General features: G+C 70.9%; 4 protein-coding genes. All 4 read left to right on the plus strand.

The genetic code is table 11. The annotated features are described in order from the left end of the window. The 4 genes from OG552_RS15730 to OG552_RS15745 all read left to right on the plus strand — a co-directional run bounded on the left by OG552_RS15730 (window position 1) and on the right by OG552_RS15745 (window position 23,121). Window positions 1-3,591, plus strand: coding sequence for an AAWKG family protein (locus tag OG552_RS15730; protein WP_329133374.1), 3,591 nt, complete (start codon window positions 1-3; stop codon window positions 3,589-3,591). Window positions 3,592-3,671: 80 nt separating this feature from the next. Beyond that, window positions 3,672-4,106, plus strand: coding sequence for a YbaB/EbfC family nucleoid-associated protein (locus OG552_RS15735; protein WP_329133376.1), 435 nt, complete (start codon window positions 3,672-3,674; stop codon window positions 4,104-4,106). After that, window positions 4,099-4,440, plus strand: a complete 342-nt coding sequence (locus OG552_RS15740; protein ID WP_329133378.1) for a hypothetical protein — start codon at window positions 4,099-4,101, stop codon at window positions 4,438-4,440. The genes OG552_RS15735 and OG552_RS15740 overlap by 8 nt, the downstream gene beginning before the upstream one ends. Window positions 4,441-4,443: 3 nt before the next feature. After that, entirely contained in the window at window positions 4,444-23,121 is an 18,678-nt protein-coding gene (locus OG552_RS15745; RefSeq protein WP_329133380.1) for a hypothetical protein, read from the plus strand. Window positions 23,122-23,201 lie beyond the last annotated feature (80 nt).

A 23,201-nucleotide genomic window follows, 5' to 3' on the forward strand; every position in this document is an offset into this window, starting at 1 on the left:
ATGGCCGCTGACAACTGGGAAAACATCCTCAACTTGATGACCGGCTTCACGCTGGCCGACCGCGCCACCATCACCGGCAGCAAGGGCGCCGGCGGCATTCCGTGGATGGACGTGGAGATCAAGGGCATCACCATGGATCTGCTCGCCAAGAGCACTCCGCACGGTGACGGGATGGGCTTCGACATCGAGTTCTACTCCGGCACGGGTGACGATGTCGGCAAGTACCGGGCCACGGTGACGATCAAGGACCAGACGGACGGCAGACAGTACTGGCAGCGCAGTCAGGCGGCGCTCAACGACCTGGTCAACTCACCGTGGAAGACGGCGGGCGCCACCTCCGACGCCGGCGGCACGCCCTCCCCCGACAACGGGGTGGACCTGAACTCCTTCAACCTGCTGGCGAAGGCGTTCGACAACGCGGGGACGTTCTTCACCCATCACACCGAGACGCTCAAGCAGTGGGTCGAGAGTCTGGGTGACGAGAACGCGGCGTGGAGGGGCCAGGCGGCGGGCGTCTTCTGGCACTTGATCAACGACCTGCACGACAAGTACGACAACTACCGCTCCGAGCTGATGCCGCCGGGGTTCGCGCCGACCAACACCTCGGTGACGGACTCGAACTACCAGTCGAAGACCCTGCACGGCGACTCGGTGATCGGCGCGCAGGTGAGCCTGCACAAGGCGCTGGTCGACCTCAACGACCACCTGGGCAAGTTCCTCAACAAGACCGGCAGCACCATCCCGGTGACCCACCCGGACGGCAGCACCAGCTCCGACCCGGTCAGCGGCGACACCCGCGAGGTCCTGGCACAGGTCATGGTGGAGATCTCCGACTGGATCACCACCCACAACGCCCGGCACGTGGCGCACTACTCGAAGTACAACCCCTACGGGGGTTACATGGGCAATCCGGGTGCCCCCATCACGGGTTACACCACCGACGCCGGCTACTCCGACACCACGACCTGGGGCAATCTCCATGACACCAGTACGTGGTCGGCGGCTGCCAACGAGGCGGTGAAGCGGTGGCAGACCAACATCGAGACGAATCTCGACACGCCCGCCCGTACCACGGTGACCAACCTCCAGCAGGCCTGGAGCCGGGTGCTCGACCCCAACTGGGACACGACGTTCGCCTTCGAGGACACCGGCTCCACCTCGCTCTCCGAGGAACTCCAGGAGGAGAAGCAGGAGCTCGCGCAGGAGAAGGCCGACAAGGCCCAGGAAGACCTGAACAACGAGCTCAACAACCTGGGCAACAACATCAACGGGCTCGGGGACAACCTCAATGGCCTGGGCGACAACCTGAACGGCCTGGGGGACAACCTCAACGGGCTCGGCGACAACATCAACGACGGCCTGAACAGCTTCGGCGACAACTTCAAGGGCTTCGGCGACGACATCAACAGCGGCCTCAACGGGCTGGGCGACAACCTCAATGGCCTCGGCGACAACATCAACAGCGGCCTGAACGGTTTCGGGGACAACTTCAACAGCGGTCTCAACGGGCTCGGGGACAACCTCAACGGCCTGGGCGACAACATCAACAGCGGCCTCAGCGGCTTCGGCAACAACCTCAACGCCCTCGGCGGACCCAACGGGGCCGGCGGCCCGGACAGCTTCGGCGACAGCTTCAACGGTCTCGGCGATCCCAACGGCCTCGGCGGCCCGAACGGCCTCGGGGACAACTTCAACGGCCTCGGCGATCCAGGCGCGTTGAACGGTCTGGGTGGTCCGTCGGGTGTGGATGGTGGGGGTCCGATCTCGACGCAGACGGGGGATGGGACGTGGTTGACGCCGAATGGTCTGGTGCCGGGTGGGTCGGCGCCGGTGTTCACGAGTTCGGGTCCGGGTCCGACGGGGGTGCGGAACGCGGACGGGAGTGTCACCACGCAGAACGGGGACGGGAGTGTCACGACGACGTTCCCGGACGGGAGTTCGACGACGGTGCATCCGGACGGGACGGTGGTGACCGAGCATGGTGACGGGACGTCGCTGACGAGTCAGCTGGGGACGGGTCAGTCGCTGACGAATCCGGACGGGTCGACGACGACGATCGGGCAGAACGGGGACATCTCGACGCATTTCCCGGACGGCAGTACGGTCACGCAGCATGGTGACGGGAGTCTGACGACGACGGGCGCGGACGGGTCGAGCAGTACGCATTTCCCCAACGGGACGGTGGAGACGACCGGGGCGGACGGGTCGACGCAGGTGACCGCGCCGGATGGCAGCACGGTCACGCAGAACGGTGACGGGAGTGTCACCACGCACTTCCCGGACGGGAGTTCCACCACGGTGGATCCGGACGGGACGGTGGTGACCCAGCACGGCGACGGGACGTCGCTGACCAGTCATCTGGGGGACGGGCAGTCGCTGACGAACCCGGACGGGTCGACGACCACGATCGGGGACAACGGGGACATCGGGACGCACTTCCCGGACGGCAGTACGGTCACGCAGCACGGGGACGGGAGTCTGACGACGGACTTCCCTGACGGGTCGAGTACGACGCATTTCCCCAACGGGGTGGTGGAGAACACCGGCACGGACGGGATCACGCATCTGACGGCGCCGGACGGGACGACGATGACGCAGAACGCCGACGGGAGTCTGACGTCGGACTTCCCCGACGGGAGCAGTACGTCGCTGAGTCCGGACGGGACGGTGACGACGACGACGCCGGACGGGCACACGGTGACGACGCATCTGGGGGACGGGCAGTCGCTGGCCAACCCGGACGGGTCGACGACCACGATCGGGGACAACGGGGGGATCACGACGCATTACCCGGACGGGAGTTCGGTGACGGTCAACCCGGACGGGACGGTGACCACCACCAACGCCACGGGGACGGGGACGGGTCTGGGCGGGCTGGGGGGTCTGGACGGTCTGGGCGGGGATCAGCCGCCGGTGACGGTCGGGGGCGGCAGTGGGCTGTCGGGGGTGCATGTCCCGGCGACCTCCTCGTCGTTCGGCGGGAGTTCGGGGGGTTTGGATCTGCACAACGGTGACGGGACGATGACGACGCATTTCCCGTCGGGTGCGTCGGCGACGACCGATGGGAACGGGTTCACCACGACGAGGTTCCCTGATGGGAGCAGCACGATTTCCGGGCCGGGGGGGCAGTTCCAGGCGGTGCCGAGTCCCGCGACGGCGGCTGCCGCGGGTCTGGGCGGGGAGTTGCAGGGTCTGGGCGGGGTCGCTGCGGTGCCGTCGGCGGCCGGTGACGCGGGGCTCAGCGCGATGATGTCGCCGATGATGATGATGATGGGAATGTCCCGGATGGGGCAGCAGGGGGGTCAGCAGGGCGGGGAGCGGGTCCGGGAGACGTATCAGCAGAACGACTCCGACGGGGCGTTCATCCATGGTGGCGGGTATCAGCAGCAGCCCCCGCCGGAAGACGCGTTCGAGGACTTCGAGGAAGAGGAAGAAGACCCTCAGGAACTGCCCAGCCGGACCCCGACCACCGGCCAGGGCCGCCGCACCGGCCCCCACCGCCCCACCACCCAGAGCTCCCACTGGTCCGACAGCCACGAAGACGTCTGGGGCACCGGCGAAGAAGGACTCCCCTCCTCCATCGGCCGCTGAGACAGACGGAAACCAGCCGGGCCCGTACACCGCGGACCGGCCGAAACCCGCACAAGCCAGTCGCACACCAGGAGGCCACCGTGAAGGACGAACTGCAGCAACAACTCGACCAGGCCATGGCCGAGTTCGAGCAGCAGCGGCAAGCCCTGATCAAGGCCAGGGACGAGATCGCCACCGTCGAGGTGACGGTCAGGTCCCGTGACCGGGTGGTCGAGCTGACGCTGGGCGCCGACGGGGGCCCGAAGGCGCTGCGCTTCATCGACAACAAGCACAAGACCATGTCCGGGAAGGAGCTGGCCGCCAGCGTGCTGGAGGCCATGCGGGTGGCCCGGGAGGAGTTGGCGGTACGGGTACGGGCCGGCTTCGACGACGTCGTCGGCACCACCCGCGGCGCCAGCCACGCCGGCCAGACCACCGCCGACCGGCTCGACGGCCTGGGCCTTGACCGGCTGCTCGACCCGCTGCGGGCCCCCGGCGGCCCGCTCAACCCCGAAGGAGCGAAGGACCGTGGCTGACGACAACGTCTTCGCCGCCCTCCCCGTGGAGGTCCAGCGCGGCGGCGGCATCACCGACCAAGTGGGCCAGCACGCCAAGATCCTGGCCCAGAACTACGACGACGCCACCCACTACGACCTCAACGACCCGCCGTGGGGCGAGGGCGACGAGACCGCGGAGACGTTCAAGGCGAAGTACGTCCAGCCGCACGCCGACCTGCGGGACGCGCTGCACTCCCTGGCCGACGCGATCACCACCGCGGGCGCCAAGACGCTCTTCTCCGGCAAGGACTTCCAGGGCGCACAGGACGACGCCATCGACGCACTCCACCACGAAGGCGGAGGGCGGCACTGACCCGTGGCTGTTGACCCGTTCCTGGACGGAATCGTCGCGGCGCTCACCGGCATGCACATCCCGCGTGCCAAGGCGTCGGCGATCCGTGCTGCCGTCGAACAGCCCAACGCCGCACTGGTGAGCGCCCTTTCCGACCTCCAGTCGGAGATCGGGCAGATCGCCAAGTCGGTGGGCAGTTCGGTCGACGGCAAGTGGAGCAAGGCGTACATCGACGCGATGTCCACCTTCGCGTCCGGGGACGGCGCCGACGCCATCAAGAACCTCAAGGACACCGCCGCCAACATGGCGGACTTCGGGCACGAGTCGGCCTACCAGGTCGACTACATGAACCGGATGATCATCGCCCAGGTCGTGGAGTTCCTGATCGAGTGGGCGATCACCCTCATCCTGGCGATCTTCAACCCGATCGAAGCGCTCATCGAGCAGACCTTCCTGCGGGCGCTCTACCGGGCCATCCTGCGCAGCGTCATCCTCCGGCTGATCATGCTCATCGCCGAGCACGAGGCACTCAACATCGGCCTCGGCGCGGCGATGGACATCCTGGTCCGCTGGTCGATGTCGCTGAACGGCTTCCACACCTCGCACGGCAACGACTTCCTCAAGCAGGCGGTCGGCTTCGGCGCGATCCAGGGCGCGATCTCGCCGTTCGTGCCGTTCCTGGGCAGCTTCTTCGCCAAGGGCGTCGGCAGCGGCATCGGCCGCAACACCGCCAAGGACCTGTTCAAGAACCTCGACCACGACATCCCCACCCCCACCCCGGTCCCGAAGACCATCGGCAAGGACCTGGCGAACGACGTGGGCGGCACCGGCGCGCGGGACATCGGCAAGGAGGGCGCCGACGACCTCAGCGGACCGCCGCTGCCCGGCCCCGGCCGGAATCTCGGACCCGACGGCCCCGGCGGTCCGGCGCCCGGCAAGTTCGACGAGTTCGGCGGCCCCGGGCCCGGCCCGGGGAAGCTGGGGAACTTCGACGACATCAAGGACATCGGCCCGGTCGGCGCCGGCTTCAGCCGGGACTTCTCGGACATCACCGGGAAGTTCGTGGACGACGCGGCCTTCGGCGGCATGAGCGACGCCGCCCGGCTGGCCTTCCGCAACGACATCGGCGACCTCTTCGCCCGTGACCTGAGCCGCTCGATGGACGCCGGCCTGGCCCGTGACCTCGGCCACAACTGGGCCGACACCTTCATGAAGAACCTCGGCAGCCGGAATCTCGGGAAGGAGCTCGACACCGCGCTCTCCGGCCTGCCCAAGGGCCTTGAGGGCTTCCAGCGGGGACTCTCGCACGGCGTCGCCGACACGCTGACCACCGACTGGGGGCGGAAGTTCGCCTACCACTCCTCCTTCGCCGTGGTCGAAGCCGCCCACCAGAACGTCTCCGAGGGCCTGTACAACCTCTTCACCACCGGGAAGTTCACCACCACCTTCATCACCGGTCTCTCCGGCGCGGTCGGCGGCCGGCTCGGGCACGCGCTGCACATCAACGCGGACTTCATCGGCTCCGGGCTCAAGAGCGGCTTCGGCTCGCTGAAGAACATGACCTTCCCGCACGTCCTGGCTGACCCGGAACAGCTCAACCTGCCCCCGGCGGCGACCTCCGAGGTGCCGGCCCCGCTGCCCACCACCTCCACCGAAGGCAGCGGTACGCCGCACCCCACCCCGGTCGGATCGGCGCCGGTGCACACCCCTGCGGCCACGGGCCCGCAGGTACGGGTGCCGGTCACCAGCGGCGGCCCGGACGTGCACGTGCCGGCCGACGGCGACGGCACCGACGTCCATGTGCCCCCGGTCACCCCGGTGGACGTGCACGTACCGACGGTGACCACGCCGGACCTGCACCTCCCGGCGGCGACGGACCTGCACCTCCCGGCGATCACGACGCCGCCCCTCCACACCCCCGCGCCGGTGCACGTACCGCCGCCGCTCGACGCGGGCAAGGAGTCGGAGCTGGTGCACGGCGTCAACTCCGAACTCGACCGGCTCGGACGGCCCGACCTGCACATCGACGGCGATGACGTACGGCAGCACTACGACCAGTTGCCGACGCACCTGGTGAACCCGCCGAACGCGCCGCTCGGGCCGCAGGCGTTCCACATCGCCGGGCTGATCGCCAACAACGGTCAGCCGCTGGTGATGCGCGGCGGCGCGCCGGCCGGGCTCGACGACATCGCGTCGAGCCAGATCGTCACCCAGCTGCATCAGCTGGCGAACCAGAACGTGCCGGACATCCGGCAACTCGCCCGCCCGCCCGGTCCGCCCGGCCCCAGCATTTTCGGGCTCGACACCCCGCAGCCGGCCGCCGACTTCCTGCACAACCCCGCCGACGGGAACCCGTACGACTACAGCCACCTGACGCCCGATCAGACGCGCGTGTACCTGGACCAGCTGGACATGCGCCACGACCCGGACCCGGCCGCCCTGAACCCGGCGCACTGGCAGCCGGCCGAGGGCAGCGGCTTCAGCCATCAGCGGACCACCGGAGAGTGGGCGCCGGCCAGGAACGCGCCGCCGCTGCCCGCCGGGGAGATCCGGATACCGGCCGCGGTGCACTCGGTATGGCTGGGCGGCCCGCCGCAGGAGACCGGGCCGAGCGCGGGGCTGTGGCAGAACTTCGCCGAGGCGGCGGGGACGTTCGGCGATCAGGCCACCTTCACGCTCTGGACCGACGTACCGCGGGCCGACGTCGCGGAGGTACGCGGCCTCGACCGGCCGCCGCCCGACCCGTACCAGGCGGACGTGTGGCGGATGACCAAGTGGGCGGACCAGAACGGGATCCGGCTGGTCAACGTGCACGAGGTCTTCAACGCCGAGCATCCGATGGACCTGCACGAAGAGTTCTCCACCGAGACGGCCAGGCAGTCCGGCGATGGCTGGGCGGCGGCCCGCCAGATCGCCGGCCTGGAGATCGCCGACCGGTTCGGCGGGCTGCTCAGCCACGGCGACAACCGCATCGAGAACCTGGACGGCTTCCGGACCACGGTGGGCAGCAAGGAGGGCTTCGCGGTCAATCCGCTGGAGGACGGCTCCGGGCACTCCGCGATGATCACGCCGCCGCACCACCCCTTCGCGGTCCAGGCGAAGGCGTTCGTCCGGGACGGGTATCAGTCGCCGGCGGCCGGCCGCGCCCAGGAAGGCGGCGCGCAGCACCGGCCGGCCACCGTGGGCAACGACCTGCCCGCGTACTTCGGCTACGCGCACGCCGGCGAGCTGCCGAAGGCGCCCGGGGTCCACCCCACCACCGACCGCGACCGGCCGCCGCAGCCGCACGACCCGGCGCCGCTGATCCGGAACTCCGACGACACGGTGGCCTTCACCGCCCGGGTCGTCCACGGCCTGGTCAGCGGGCTGCACACGCAGGCCGGCCCCGGGCACTTCGAGCAGATCGCCGCGTCCGTCGCCCGGCACCCGCGGCCCGACGTGGTGTGGCGTTCCGCGCTGGACTTCCTCAACACCCGCGACGACCTGCGCGAGCTGGCCCAGGAAGCGGACCTCACCCGCTTCCGGCCGCTGGTCGTGCCGCCCGGGACGTCGTCGAGCACCTCGCGGGCACCGGAGCCCACGACGCCGGAGCCGGTCGGGCCGCCGGTCGGGCCGCCGGCCGAGCGGCCGGTCACCGAGTCGCAGGACCTGCCGGCGGACCAGAAGGTGCCGCAGCGGGAGCCTGCCACGACCACGACCACGACCGAAGAGGCGCCTCCGGTACGGCCGTTGGAGCCGCTGGCCGACGAGCAGAAGGAGGCGTGGGCCCGGGACCTGGACCAGCTCGCGGAGGGCCCGGACCCCAACCCGGCGAAGCTGCCGGAGGGCGTCGTCGCCAGCCGGGTCGGCGCGTGGGACCGGTACGTGGTCGCGTACAACAACCACCAGGCGCAGGGCACCGCCGAGACCCGCACCGCGCTGGACGACGCCAGGAACGGCCTCCAGCGGTGGGGGCTCACCGACCCCAACGCCCTGGTCACCGACTACCGGACCCGCACCACCCCGACCCCTCCCCCGGAGATCAAGCCCCCCGCCCCGGACGTCACGCCCAAGGTCACCACCGAATCGGCCCCCGCGGTCAAGGGCCCCGAGGTCAAAGACCCCGAGCCCGAGGTCGCACCGACGGTCAAGGACCCCGAGCCGGACGTCACGACGGACGTCACGCCCAAGGTCACCACCGAATCGGCCCCCGCGGTCGAAGACCCCAAGCCGGATGTCACGCCCAAGGTCACCACCGAGTCCGCCCCCGAGGTCAGGGACCCCAAGACCGAGGTCACGCCGAAGGTCACCACCGAGGTCACGGCCGACGTCACCACCAAGCCCAAGGACCCCGCAGCCGAGGTCACGACCGCGCCCGATCCGCTGGTCAAGGACCCGCAGGACACCGGGATCACGCCGGCCCCGAAGCACGGCCTGTCCTCGACCGACCAGGACCCCGGGACCTCCAAGTCCACCGACCCGGTGGAGCCGGCGAAGCCGGTCGCGCCTCCCGCTCCCACCCCGCCGCCGCCGATGATCGTCCTCACCCCGGCGACGAACGAGCCCGGCTCCCCGCGGGCGCCCTGGTACGTACGGGAGGGCATGCTCGGCGAGACAGAGGTCACGCACGTCCCGGACTGGACGGAACAGCAGGCCGACACCGCCGCCGCCCACATCATGTGGCGGATCAACTTCGGCCGGGACCTGTCGACGGAGACGCTCGGCGCGATCCGGAACGGCATCAAGGAGATGCTGCTGGAGCGGGACGCGGGGCATCCGGAGAAGACCCCGGACAAGTGGCTCGCCCAACTCCTCAACGGCAAGCTGCTGGACGCCGACGGCAAGGTCGTCTGGCTGCGCCCGGTGATCGACGAGGCCACCCCCAAGACCCCGCCGCCCGGCCCCGCCGACCCGGTCCGCAGGTACAACGTCTCCTTCAACGGCACCGCCTCGGAGAACGTGAAGGAGAAGTCGACCTCACGCTCCGTCGACGGCATCCTCTTCAGCGCGTTCAACATCGCCTCCGCCGCCGCCTCGGCCGCGGTGTTCGGCGTGCCGCAGTTCAAGGCCGAGTCGACGCAGACGAAGAAGGTCGGCGCACGCCGCAACGTCATCAACGGCCGCAAGCTCTTCGTCACCGACAACAACGAGTTCACCGCGGGCCTGCGCTTCAAGATCTTCGTGGACGGTGCAGAACTGCCCCCGCACCGGGCCGACGACCCCGCCACGGTGAACCGTGGGATCGACCTGAAGTTCCCCGCCGACTACTCCAAGTCGAACGAGCCGCGGCCCGACATGGCGGACGGCCCGCGCCGGGACGACGACCAGCCGGACGGCACGCCGGACCCGGCACGGGGCGGGCAGCAGCCCCGCCGGGGCGGCGAGGTGCTCAACGCCATCGACCTGACCCGCCCGCTGGCCGATCTGCAGCAGCAGCTGCGGGCGCAGGGCGTCGGCGCCGCCGAGACGGTGCGGATCACCCGGCAGGCACAGGTGATGCTGAACGAGCGGACCGCCCGCAACCGCAGCCGCTGGTGGTTCACCAGCGGTGACCCCGGCGGCAAGATCCGGCTCGGCAAGGACCTGCCCGGTTTCAGGCCGTTCCGCGGCCACCCCCGGATCCGGGTCTCGGTGCAGAGCCTGCAGTTCCTGCACGTGGCCCAGGGCAGCGACGGCAAGGGCATCAAGACCCGCGAGGACCTGGGCGGCGGCCTCTCCGCGGTCACCGGGAAGGGCGGCGAGAGCGGCGCCTCGCTCACCGCCGGCTACAACACGACCGGCCTCGTCGACCCGGCCACCCTGCACCCGCACCAGTTCGCCACCGCCAAGGGCATCGCGCCGCTGCTCGGCGGCACCTTCAGCCAGTCCCGCGGCTGGAACTACGCCCTCACCTCGCAGGGGTTGGGCCACACCATCCTCAACACCGCCGAGGACCAGGCCCGTTACCGGGCCACGCTCAAGCTCGACGTCGAGTGGAACTCCCGTACCCACAAGAGCCTGCGGACCATCTCCAGCGTGGTCTCCGGCGACCTGGGCGTGCCGTGGCGGGGCGGCCAGGGCGCGGAGGACTTCGAGCGGCGGGTGCTCGGCGACGTCCACTCGCCGTACGTCAGCGGCTCGCTCGTAGGGGACATCGCCGCCGCCCACCCGGACGGCGACGAGGCGGTGCCGCGCGTGTGGCCGACGCCCCTACAGGCCCAGCCGCACGTACGGGCCCTGCTGGACGCCGCCGATCTGCCGCCGGCCCCGCACACGAACCACCGGCCGCCCGGGATGTACACCCCGCCGGCCCACCCCAACCAGTACGAGTCACTGCCGCTGGCCGCCCGCAAGGGCGTGGGGTACGCGGTGGCCGCCGCGCTGCCCGGCGCCGAGATGGTGGAGGACCACTTCCGCCGGCGGCTGCAGACCCTGTCCGGCCCGCGGCGCGGCTTCCGCGGCGTCGTCGACAAGATCACCGGCGGCCGGAACCCGCTGCGCGGCCGCTCCGTCGCCGACCGGCAGCTCGCCACCAACTTCGGCCGCCCGGCGCTCGAAGGCGACGTCAGCGGCGTGCTCTCCGGCTACAAGGAGGAGGTCACCTACGGCGGGGTCCGCTACGAGCTGGGCGTACGCGGCCACTTGGGCGACCACCTCGACCACAAGAAGTACGCCATGAAGGTCAACGCCCGGGCGGCACTGGGCGAGACGGTCGCCAGCGGCCGGGACACCAAGTGGTCGGTCACCCTCGGCGGCGGCGCGGGCCTGCGGATCGACCTCGGTCATCTGGCCCGGCTGCAGATCGGCGGCTTCCGGCTGCAGGGCCGGTACGCCCGCGGCCAGGGCGAGAGCTTCACCGGCACCGCGAAGTCCTACCGCCGGATGGAGAACGTCGACGACGTGCACGAGCACGTCTACAACATGACGTACGAGCTGACCCTGCGCCCCCTCGACAAGGGCCCGGACGCGCCCGCCGAGCACTGGTGGATCCGGGACCCCAACAACGTCGTCGCGCAGATCGTCGTGCCCGAGCAGCACGTCCCGGCACAGCCGGTCACCGCCGACGACCTGAAGCAGGCCGGCGCCGTCGCGGTGACCAAACAGCCGCCCACCGGCGCGCACTTCGACCTCAAGGGCGGCGCTTCCGGCCTCTATCCGGCGTTCCATGTGATGCCCGACCTGGCGCGGTCCGCGGCCCGGCTGTACTTCCGGCTCAACAACCTGCCCGAGACGGACGCCAACGACTTCGCGAAGCTGCCGAAGGAAATCCTCAACGCGACCCGGCCGGACCAGCTGGCCGCGTACTTCGGGCCGCTCACCGACAAGTGGGGCAACGACGTCGCGCTGCCCGACCACGACGGCTGGAAGAACACCCTCAACCTCCAGCTGGAGGGGTACGCGCCGCACCGGCTGGAGGAGACCGAGGGCGACACCGAGATCGAGCAGTACTCGCAGGCGGTCGGCCGGCACGCCAACGAGAAGAACTGGACGATGGGTGTGGACGGTCAGGCCAGCATCGGCCCGACCTTCAAGTTCGGCTCCGACCAGGGCGGCGACGTCGAGGTCAGTGAGCACGGCCCGGACAGCGAGGACCACCACGCCCAGTCCGAGCCCGGCGGCCGGTTCATGGCGCTCGCACACGCCGACGTCGGCCGGGACTGGGGCCGCTCGGAGGAGGACGACAGCGGCGCGATCGAGATCACCAGGGCCACGTACGGCGGCAAGCCGGTGACCTTCCGCTCCGACCCGGTCTTCAAGCTCACCGTCACCCGGCAGAAGGGCGACGAGGTCCGCCAGGACTTCATCTACCTGCGGGGCAAGGACGCGATGGACCTCCTCGTGCCCGAGCGCCGGATCGAGGACATCCTCACGCCCGCGGTCGAGGAGGCCGCGCGGCAGGAGCGTACGGGCACCACGGACACCACGCAGGACCCGGCGTCCACAACCGTCAGGCAGAAGGACGACCCCACCGCCCCGGTGCGGCCCGTCACGGAGAGCGCCGGCCACTCCTCCATCCCGAAGCCGCTGCCGGAGTCGAAGCCGGCGCCCACGAGCGAGCCGGCGACCCACCCCACGACCGAGCCGGCGACCCACCCCGCGATCGAGCCCGCGACCGAGCCGGCCATCCAGCCGGAGACGGCGCCCAAGACGGTCGCCGAGACGTCGGTCAGCAAGGTCCCCGCGCCGCCCGAGCACCTCACGCAGGACACGCCGGACCCGAACGACACCACCGCCACCGACCACACCGCGCCCCCGCCGGACCCCACCACCACGCCACCGCCACGGCTGGACCGGCAGTACGCGGGCGGCCAGTTGCCGCTGACCGCCGCCCACGCCGAACGGCTGCGCGCGGACGACGTACTGGACCAGATCACCAGCCGGCTGAAGACCAAGGGCATCATCCCGACCCGGCGCGGCAGCGACGGGAACGTGGTCGAGGTCCCGGACCGGCTCACCCGGGCGCTGCGGGCCATCTACCGCTCGGAGGCGATGAAGACCCAGACCGGCTCGCTCTTCGACACCGGCCTGTGGACCTGGGTCCCGATCCGTACGTTCGGCGGCTCGACCCAGTATTTGTACGTGAACGTGGTGGCCGAGCGGATGTCCGCCCCGCACAGCAACAAGACGCGCCCGGACGTCGAGTTGACGCTGCGCGGCGAGGCGACCGGCGAGCACAAGGACGTCAAGAAGACCACCAGGACCTTCAACGTGGGCGCCACCTTCACCGGCCGCGGCGGCACGCACAACGAGGAGACCAACGAACAGGGGCACGCCGGCGGCGACTACAGCTTCGGCTACATCGACAAGCTCACCCGCGAAGAGGAGAAGGTCGACAAGGACATCACCATCTACCGCGCCAACACCAAAGGCCCGTCGGAGGAGTTCGAGCACGACGTCTTCTTCCGGATCGAGCTGGGCACGGTGCGCGAGATGCCGGAGATCCTGAAGCTCGTCACCCTGCCCGGCGCCGGGGTGTACGCCCTCACCAGTGCCATCGCCAAGCGGTTCCACCGGCAAGAGGCACTGGACGAGTTCTGGAACGCCCACCGGCCGTGGATCTGGCACGACGACGGCAGCGACGCCACGCAGGAGGTCCAGGGCGACATCCGGCTGATCGTGCCGCAGTACCTCACGTCGAAGACCCCGGAACCGGACCCCCTGGAAGACCCGGCACAGGACCCGGCAACGGTCACCGTGCGGGAGCCGGCACAGGACCCCGCTCCGGTCACCGTGCGGGAGCCGGCCGAGAACGTGACGGAGGACCCGGTCCAGCAGGTGGTCAGCCCGGCACCGGCCGACCGGACGACCGACCGGCCGCCGGACCCGGCTCCGGACCCGGTTCCGGACCCGGCTCCGACGCCCGCTCCGCCGCCCTCCTTCTTCGTCCGCCAGTACGGCCAGAACCCCCGGTGGGCGGACGCCGCGCCCCCGGCCCACCCGGCGACCCAGCAGCTGCGCGACAACCTGCACCCGTGGGACGTCCCGGCGGCGTCCGCGATCAACCGCTGGGCGAAGGTCGCCGCGATGAAGGCGAGCCGCGAGCCGGCGCTCGACGAGGGACGGCCGTGGGAGATCCCCGGGGTCGACTTCACCACCACCCACGGGCTGGCGTACAACCGCAGGACCAGCCACGCGGTGATCCGGCCGAACATCGAGGACCTGCTGGACCACACGTACGAGGTTTCGGTCGGCGGCCGGAAGGTGCTGCTCGGCCTGGAGCTGTCCGAGGGGAAGGTGTACAGCCCCGACACGAGCGACGTCCGGCACAAGGCCCGGCGTTACCGCCAGGACGACAGCGACGAAGAGACGCACGCGGTGCACGCGAAGGGCTGGTACCACGGCGGCGGGCCCGAGGGCGGCGGCGGCACCGGCGACGAGGCGTTCCTGGCGCGGACGCCTTTCGACACGGTGGGGCTCGACTCGGACAAGCACGTGTCGTCGCTCTCCGAGACGGACGAGCACAACAAGGAGGGCACGCGCACCTTCCGCTACTACCGCTTCAACACCACGATCGTCGCCACGCCGGCCCACAAGCCGGGCCGCCAGCTCCGGGTGGACGTGCCGGGCGGCCTGATCGCGATGTTCCCGCTCAACGCGGACGGTACGGAGCTGGAGGGCGGCATCCTCACCCTCCACCCGGAGATCTTCGAGACGCCGGCCGACACGGTGGCGCCGGAACAGGACCCGGCGACGGTGCTGGAACCGGACCCCGCACCCGCGGTCACCCATACCGAGAACGACCCGCTGGAGGAACCGGCCGTCACGCCGGAACCGAAGGCCAAGGCACCGGAGGAGGTGAAGACGCCCGAGCCGAAGCCGAAGCCGGTGGTCACCGATGAGCCCGTCGTGGCGTCCACCTCCGAGGAGCCGAAGACCGAGCCGGACCCCACGACCGGGGTGAAGGAGGAGACCACCTCCAAGGAGGCCGAGCCCGAACCCACCACCCAGGTCAAGGACCCGGACCCCGGCGCGAAGCGGTCCGAGACCGCGCCCGCCGAGGTCGAGACGGCGAAGACCGCCCCCGAGACCCCGAAGACCGGACCGGCCCCGACGGTGGCGGAATCCGCACCCGCCCCCGAGGTCGAACGCCCCCTGGAGGAGCCGAAGGACAAGCCGGACCCCACGCCGGAAGTCCCCGTGCCGACCATCGAGGCCACGGCACCCTTGGACGAGCCCAAGGACGAGCAGGCCCCCAAGCTCCAAGAACCCCTGCCCACCACCAAGGCCACGGCACCCCTCGACGAGCCCAAGCCCGAACAGGACCCCAAACTCCAAGAACCCCTGCCCACCACCAAGGCCACGGCACCCCTCGACGAGCCCAAGCCCGAACAGGACCCCAAACTCCAAGAACCCCTGCCCACCACCAAGGCCACGGCACCCCTCGACGAGCCCAAGCCCGAACAGGACCCCAAACTCCAAGAACCCCTGCCCACCACCAAGGCCACGGCACCCCTCGACGAGCCCAAGCCCGAACAGGACCCCAAACTCCAAGAACCCCTGCCCACCACCAAGGCCACGGCACCCCTCGACGAGCCCAAGCCCGAACAGGACCCCAAACTCCAAGAACCCCTGCCCACCACCAAGGCCACGGCACCCCTCGACGAGCCCGAGAAGGCCCCGGAGATCGTCCCGGAGAAGGCGGCGGCGGAACCCGAGCCCGCCACCGCGGTCAAGGACCCCCTCGACGTACCGAAGGCCGAGCCCGCGGCCAAGGCAGCGGAAGAGCCCGCGCGCGAGGGTGAAAAGCCCGTCGAAGAGCCCGCCGAAGAGCCCCCCAGGGCGCCCGTCAGGACCGCGGAGGAGCAGGCCGAGGAGCAGGACGAGGAGCAGGACGAGGAAGCGCGCCGCGCCGAGTGGGAAGCCGCCATGGACCACGCCTTCGGCCGGCCCGTCGCCCCGAAGCGGATCAAGGACGAGGAACTCTTTCCGATCAGCCGGACGATCCGCCCGAACCCCCTCCGCTTCCTGCTCGAAGAGATCAGCGGGGCACGGCTGACCTCCGACAAGAAGGCCGTGTGGCTCTACACCGTCCGGGAGGACGGCCAGTTCGTGCTGGGCAGCGAGCACGTCTCGGACATCCTCAGCCAGGAGGAGTTCGACCAGCTCCTCACCGGTCTGCAGCGGACCGAACCCGGCCTGACCGGCGCCGTGTTGCGCACCCGGATCGACGGACTCGGGCACACCGGGCTCGCCGTGCAGTTCAACCAGGCGGGCGACACCGTGCAGGGAAGGGCCCGGGTCTCCGGCGAGTTCCGCTGGAGCGAGAAGCTCAACTCCTGGACGGTGAACGACAAGTCCGGCCGCTACATGAGCACCAACAAGGACGTACGCCCGGACCTGACCCCGGAGCAGGCGGACCGCTGGCTGGGCAACGTGGCCAAGAGGTTCAGCGAGCGGACCGGCGTACCCGTACTGCCGGACCGGCTCAAGACCGCCGACGCACCGCCCGCGGCGCCCGCGGCGCCGGCCCCCCCGGAACCGCCGAAGCAGCAGGCCCCGCCCCCGCCGCCGGCTCCGAAACGCCAGGACCCGCAGGACCCGCAGGACCCGCAGCAGCAGACCATTACGCAGCAACCGGCCACGCAGCAACCGCCCGCGGACCAGCGGCAGAACGTACCGGCGCAGGAAACCGCTCCCGCGCAGGAGACCGCTGCCGCGCAGGAGACCGCTCCCGCGCAGGACCCGATCCTCGCTCCCGGCCCGTTCTCCGAGCTGGTCGCCGGCGTCAACTCCGAGTTGCGGGTGCTCCGCGTGCCGGACGACGTCACGGCAGGCCCGAACGACGTACGGAAGCTGTACGACGCCCTGCCGTCGCACCGCAAGGCCGAGCCGCCGAAGAAGATCGCCTTCACCATCGCCGGGGTGATCGCCAACGACGGCAAACCGCTGAAGATGTCCGGCGGTATGCAGAACTCCTCCGGCTCCACGCAGCAGCCGCCCATGACGACCGTGTCGAGTTCCTCCAGCGCGCCGCCCCAGCGCCCGGCCGTCGTCTCCGAGGAGGTCCGCCTCATGTCGCGGATGCAGCCCGCGACCGGACGCCCCGAGGACCTCACCGAGCAGATCGCCACGGACCTGGTCACCGCGGGCCACCGGTCCGGGGCGCTGGTCGTACCGCTGGACCAGGACGGTGGGCAGGGGGCGCCGCTGTACGCGGTGAACAACCGGGGGGCGATCTCCTGGTTCGACGCCAGGACCAACGAGTTCGTCGAGCCGCCCGCCCACGAGACCACCCTCAGCTCGGTCGTCCTGGACCGCACCGGCCGCCTGCAGAGCACCGACGAGACGTTCTTCCCCGAACTGCGGGGCCGGCTCGACGCCAGGCTGGAGAGCCTCGGCGCCCAGCAGGACCTGACCGACAGCCACCGCCAGGACGAGCCCGTGCTGCCGCCCGGCTGGGGCGAGCGGCTCCACCAGGCATCGGCCTTCACCCCGAACCTCGGCAAGGGCAAGAACGCCGCGTCGACGGTGGACCCGGAGCGCCGGCTGCCGGAGAGCCGGACCATCGCGTGGGCCGAGTACGCCGCCGCCAAGGAGGTGCACGAGGCCATCCGCGCCGCCCACGATCCGGCCCAGCACGGCCCGGTGCCGCTGGGCCTGGTCGACGCCGACGTACGGCTGATCGCGGCCACCAACGGCATCAGGGGCTGGGGCGTCACCGATCCCGAGTCGCTCTTCCAGGAGTACCGCGCCGCTGTCGCCCAGCAGCTCGCCGCGGCGAGCACGGAGACGGAGACCGAGACCGAGACACCCAAGGACCCGCCCCCGGAAACCCCGAAGGACCCGCCCAAGGACCCGCCGAAGGAAACCCCGAAGGACACGTCGAAGAAAGACACGTCCGAGGACACGGCCAAGGACACGTCGAAGGACACCAAGCCCGAGACCGAACGTGAGATCAAGGCGGAGACCAAACCGACCGAGAGCAAGCCGGCCGAGACCGACCTCACCAAGCACGAGGGCCCCCCGAAGCCCAAGGGCCCACCGGAGGAGGACGAGACGCCTCCGCCGCCCACGACCAACCAGGTCCCCTGGTACGTCCGCCAGGGCATGCTCGGCGAGACCGAGATCACCAGCGTGCCGCGCTGGACCGCCGCCCAGGCCAACCGCGCCGCCGCCGATGCCGTCGCCCGGATCTCCTACGACGCCGGCGTCCCCGCCGCAACCGAGGTGGCGGTCGAGCGCGGCATCCGGGACCTGCTGCTGAAGCAGGGCGACAAGCCGGGCAAGGACACCGAGACCTGGAACGAACTCCTGCTGCGCGGCCAGATGTTCGAGTCCGAGGGCCGGCTCGTCTGGCTGCGCCCGGTGCTCGACCACACCACCGCCCAGGCGCTCCCGGACGCCCCGCCGGACCCGGTGCGTACATACGGTGTGTCGTTCAACTCGACCGCGTCGGCGCAGTCGAAGACGAAGGCGGTCTCCCACGCGGGCGACGCGATCCTCTTCACCGCCTTCAACCTCGGCTCGGCCGCCGCGTCCGCCGCCGTGATGGGCGTACCGCAGATCAAGGCGGACTCCGGCGCGAGCGAGACCACCGGCGACCGGCGGAACGTGATCAGCGGCCGGAAGCTCTTCGTGGACAAGACCAACCCGTTCAGCACCGGACTGCGCTTCCGGGTCTTCGTGGACGGTGTCGAGCAGCGCCCCGCCGACGAGAACCTGCCGCCGGTGGTCGACCGCGGACTGCAGGTGAAGTTCCCCAAGGAGTACTCGGGCCCGTCCGAGCCGCGCCCCTCCATGGTCCGGCCGGCGCTGCGGGCGATCTTCAAGCTCGGCCCGCAGCGCCCGCGGCGGGCAGGCGAGGTGCTCAACGCGATCGATCTGACGCCGGCGCTTGCCAACCTCCAGCGCGACCTGCGCCGCCGGCTCGACGTGGACCCCGAGACCGCCAAGGGCGTGGTCGAGCAGGCCCAGACCCTGCTCAACGAGCGCACCGCCCGTAACCGGAGCCGCTGGTGGCTGACCAGCGGCGACCCCGGCACCAAGATCAAGGCGGGCCGGGACCTGCCCGGCTTCCGCCCCTTCCGCGGCCACCCCAGGGTCCGGGTCTCGGTGGACAGCCTGCAGTTCCTGCAGGTGGCCACCGCGGTGAAGACCCGCGAGGACATGGGCGGCGGTGTGTCGGCGATCTCCGGCAAGGGCGGCGAGAGCGCCATGTCGATCACCGGCGGGATGAACATGACCGGCCTGATCGACCCGTCGGTGGCCGCGGCCCACCACCCGGTCGAGGCCAAGGGCCTGGCGCCGCTGGCCGGCGGCACCGTGAGCTTCGGCCGTGACTGGGACTATCTGCTCACCTCCCAGGCGCTCGGCCACAACATCCTCAACGCCGAGGAGGACCAGGCCCGTTACCGCGCGGTGCTGCGGATCTCGGTGGACTGGAACTCGCGCACCCACCGGAATCTCGGCACCGTGGAGAGCACCGCGGAGGCCGACCTCGGGGTGCCGTGGCGGGGCGGTGAGGGGGCCAGGGACTTCGAGCGCCGGGTGCTGGGCTCGGTGCACTCCGACTACGTCCGCAAGGTGCTCACCGGGGAGATCACCGGCACTCCGCTGCCGAAGAAGAAGCCGACCGACCCGGACGACCCGGCCGGGCCGAAGGTGTGGCCGGCGCCGGTGGAGGCCCAGCCGCATGTGCGGGCGCTGATGGCGCAGGCCAACGCCGCGCCGACCCGGCGTCTGCGGCGGCCGGCCGGCCTGGACCGGCTGCCCGACGCGGCCAACCGGCATGCCAAGGAGCCGCTGTGGCTGATGTCCCGCAAGGGGCTCGGTTACGCGGTGGCCGCCGCCCTGCCCGGCGCCGAGATGGTCGAGGACCACTTCCGCTGGCGCCTCGGCGAGCTGTCGGGCCCGCGCAACGGCCTCTTCTCCGGCTTCTTCGACAAGCTGACCGGCGCGCACGACCCGAGCCGCGGCAAGTCCACCGCCGACAACCAGCTGGCGACCAACTTCGGCCGGCCCGCCCTCGAAGGCGACCTGAGCGCGGTCCTGGCCGGCATCAAGCACGAGGTGACCTACGGCGGCCGCCGCTACGAGCTGGGCGTACGCGGCCACTTGACCGACCATGTGCAGCACTCGCAGTACAAGATGAAGGTCAACGGCCGCGCGGTGGTGGGCGAGTCGGTGGCCGGTGGCCGGGACAGCAAGTGGTCGGTGGCGCTCGGCGCCGGCGCCGGCCTGCGGCTGAGCCTCGGCGACATCGTGCGGCTGCAGATCGGCGGCTTCCGGCTGCTGGGCAAGTACGGCCGGGGCAGTGGCGAGACGTTCACCGGCACCGCCAAGTCCTACCGCCGCACCGAGACGGTCAAGGGCGTGCACGAGCACGTCTACAACATCGTCTACGAGCTGACGCTGAAGCCGCTGGACGAGGAGAACGCGCGCGCCGAGACCTGGTACGTGCGCAAGAGCGGCGACCTGGTCGCGCAGGTCGTGGTCCCCGAGGAGCACGTGCCGGCCACCCCGCCGACCGACGCCGAAGTGAAGGCGGCCGGCCGGACCAGCACCCCGGCGGCGCTGCCGGTGGGCAAGCGGATGGACTTCTCCGGCGGCACCTCCGGCCTCTACCCGGCCTTCCATGTGATGCCGGGGCTGGCCAGGTCCGCGGCGCTCGCCTACGCCCGTATCCACGGCATGCCCGACGCGTGGGCCGACAACTTCGCCAATCTGCCCCGGGAGATCCTCAACGCGACCCGCCCGGACCAGCTCGCCGCGTACTTCGGCATGCTGACCGACAAGTGGGGCCGCGATGTGGCGATGCCCGACCACGACGGCTGGAAGACCACGCTCACCCTCCAGCTGCACAGCTACGCGCCGGAGCAACTGCCCGAGAACGACCAGCAGATCGAGATCGAGCAGTACTCGCAGGGCATTTCGCGGCACGCGGTCGGCAAGAACGTCACCAAGGGCCTCGGCGTGCAGGGCGTCTTCGGACCGCAGGCACGCTTCGGCTCCGACCAGGGCGGCGAGGCCGAGATCAGCGCCGACGACCAGGGCGGCGAACCCCCGCACGACAAGGTCCCCGGCGGCCGGTTCGCGATCCTCGGCCACGCCGAGGCCGAACGCGAGTGGGGCACCTCCGACGAACTCGACGAGGGTTCCATCGAGATCACCCGCGCCACCTACGGCGGCTCCCCGCTGATCTACCGCTCCAACGCGGTCTTCAAGCTCACCATGACCCGCGAGCGCGGCGGCCGGATCGAGGAGCGGAGCAGCTTCTTCCAGGCCGACGGCGCGCTGGACCTGCTGGTGCCCGAGCGCCGCCTTGAGGACATCCTGCCGGGCGACGCGGCGGTCCGGCGGGGGAACGAACTGGTGGAGAAGGTGGCGGCCGAACAGTCCGCCGCTGTCAAGGAGCCGGCCGGCGACGGGGAGGACGAGGAAGCGCCCAAGCCCGACGCCAAGCGCGAGGAACGCACGTACGCCAGCGGCCGTATCCCGCTGACCAGCGCGCACGCCGAACGTCTGCGCGCCGACGACGTCCTGGATGGCATCGAGCAGCGCCTGCGCGAGCGCGGCATCCTGCCGGCCCGTACCACCCGGGCCGGCGACCCGGTGGTCTCCCCCGACCGGCTCTCCCGGGTGCTGCGGGCCGTCTACCGCTCCGAGGCGATGAAGACCCAGAGCGGGGCGCTCTTCGACAGCGGCCTGTGGACCTGGGTGCCGATCCGCGCCTTCGGCGGCGGCACCCAGTACCTGTGGGTGAACGTCACCGCAGAACGGGTCGACGCCGCCCACACCAACCGCACCCGCGATGACGTCGACCTCACCCTGCGCGGAGAGTCGACCTCCGAGGACAAGCACGTCGACAAGAGCAGCCGGGTGCTGGGCGCCGGTGTCACCGTCACCGGCCGCGGCGGAACGCACACCGAGGGCACCAACGAACAGGGCCACGGCGGCGGGGACATCGTGGCCGGCTACATCGACAAGCTCACCCGCGGCGACGAGACGGTCAAGAAGGAGATCGCCATCTACCGCGCCAACACCAAGGGCGCCAGCGAGGAGTTCGAGCACGACGTGCACTTCCGGATCGAGCTGGGCACCACCCGGGAGATGCCGGAGATGTTCAAGCTGCTCAGCGTCCCCGGCCGGGCGGTCGACCTCGGCATGGGCGCCATCGCGGGGGTGTTCGACAGCAAGGACGAGTACGAGCAGTTCTGGCACACCATGCGCCCCTGGGTGTGGCACGACGACGGCGCGAGCCGGCTGGTGAAGGGCGAAGTACGGCTGCTGGTGCCGCAGTACCTGACCACGCCGGTCCCGCAGACCCCGCCGGCCGCCCCGCAGCCGGTCTTCAGCCGCTCCTACGGCGAACAGCCGCGCTGGCGGCCCGCGCAGGATCCGCCGGCGACCAGCCCGGAGCTGCTGCAGGACCTGCACCCCTGGGACGTGTCGGCGGCCCCCGCCGTGCAGCGGTGGGCGAAGGTCGCCGCGATCAAGGCGGTCCGCGAACCCCGGCTGGACCAGGGGCGGCCGTGGGAGATCCCGGGTATCGACTTCACCACCCGCGCCGGCCTCGGCTACCAGCACCGCACCAGCCACGGCATGCTCCGCCCGCACATCACCGACCTGCTCAAGCACAATTACGAGGTGGAGGTCGGCGGGCGGAAGGTGACGGTGGGCTTCGAGCTCTCCGACGGCGTGGAGTTCACCCCGGGCACCGAGGAGGTCACCCACAAAGCCCGCCGCTACGCGCAGGAGGACACCGACAAGGAAAGCCACTCCGAGCACACCAAGGGCTTCTACTACGGCGCCGGCCCGGAGGGCGGCGGCGGCATCCCCGAGGACCGGGCGCTGCTCGGCCGGCTGCCGTTCGAGCGGACGGTGCTCAGCACCGAGAAGCACGGGTCCGCGGCAGCCGAGACCGACGAGCACAACCGGGAGGGCACCCGGACCTTCCGCTACTACAAGTTCAAGGTGACGGTGGTCGCCACACCCGGGCACCGGCCGGACCGCCAGCTGACCGTGGAGGTGCCGGAGGGACTGATCGCGATGTTCCCGGTCAACGAGGACGGCACGCTGGTCGGCGACATCCTGCTCAAGCACCCGGAGATGTTCCGCCAGCCGGTGCCGGCGGCGCCGCCCAGCACCCCGGCCGAGCCGTCACCGCTCTACCCGCCACGGCCGCCGGTCGGCGGCCCCTCGATCGCCGACCAGATCACCGCGATCCTGATGGGCGAGGACGCCACGAGCCTCACCGCGGCCCCATTCACCCCGGTCCCGCTCGATTCGGTCGGCGGACGGTGAAGTCAGGCGGCACCTCAGGCCCGTATCGTGCAGAGCAGCACCTTCGCAGTACCCGCAGAACCGCACCACCAGTGACTGGA

The sequence above is a fragment of the Streptomyces sp. NBC_01476 genome, assembly GCF_036227265.1.
GTDB lineage: Bacteria > Actinomycetota > Actinomycetes > Streptomycetales > Streptomycetaceae > Actinacidiphila.

Coding starts and splice junctions, on each gene's coding strand:
- OG552_RS15730 (WP_329133374.1), top strand. CDS start 1: ATGGCCGCTGACAACTGGGAAAACATCCTCAACTTGATGACCGGCTTC.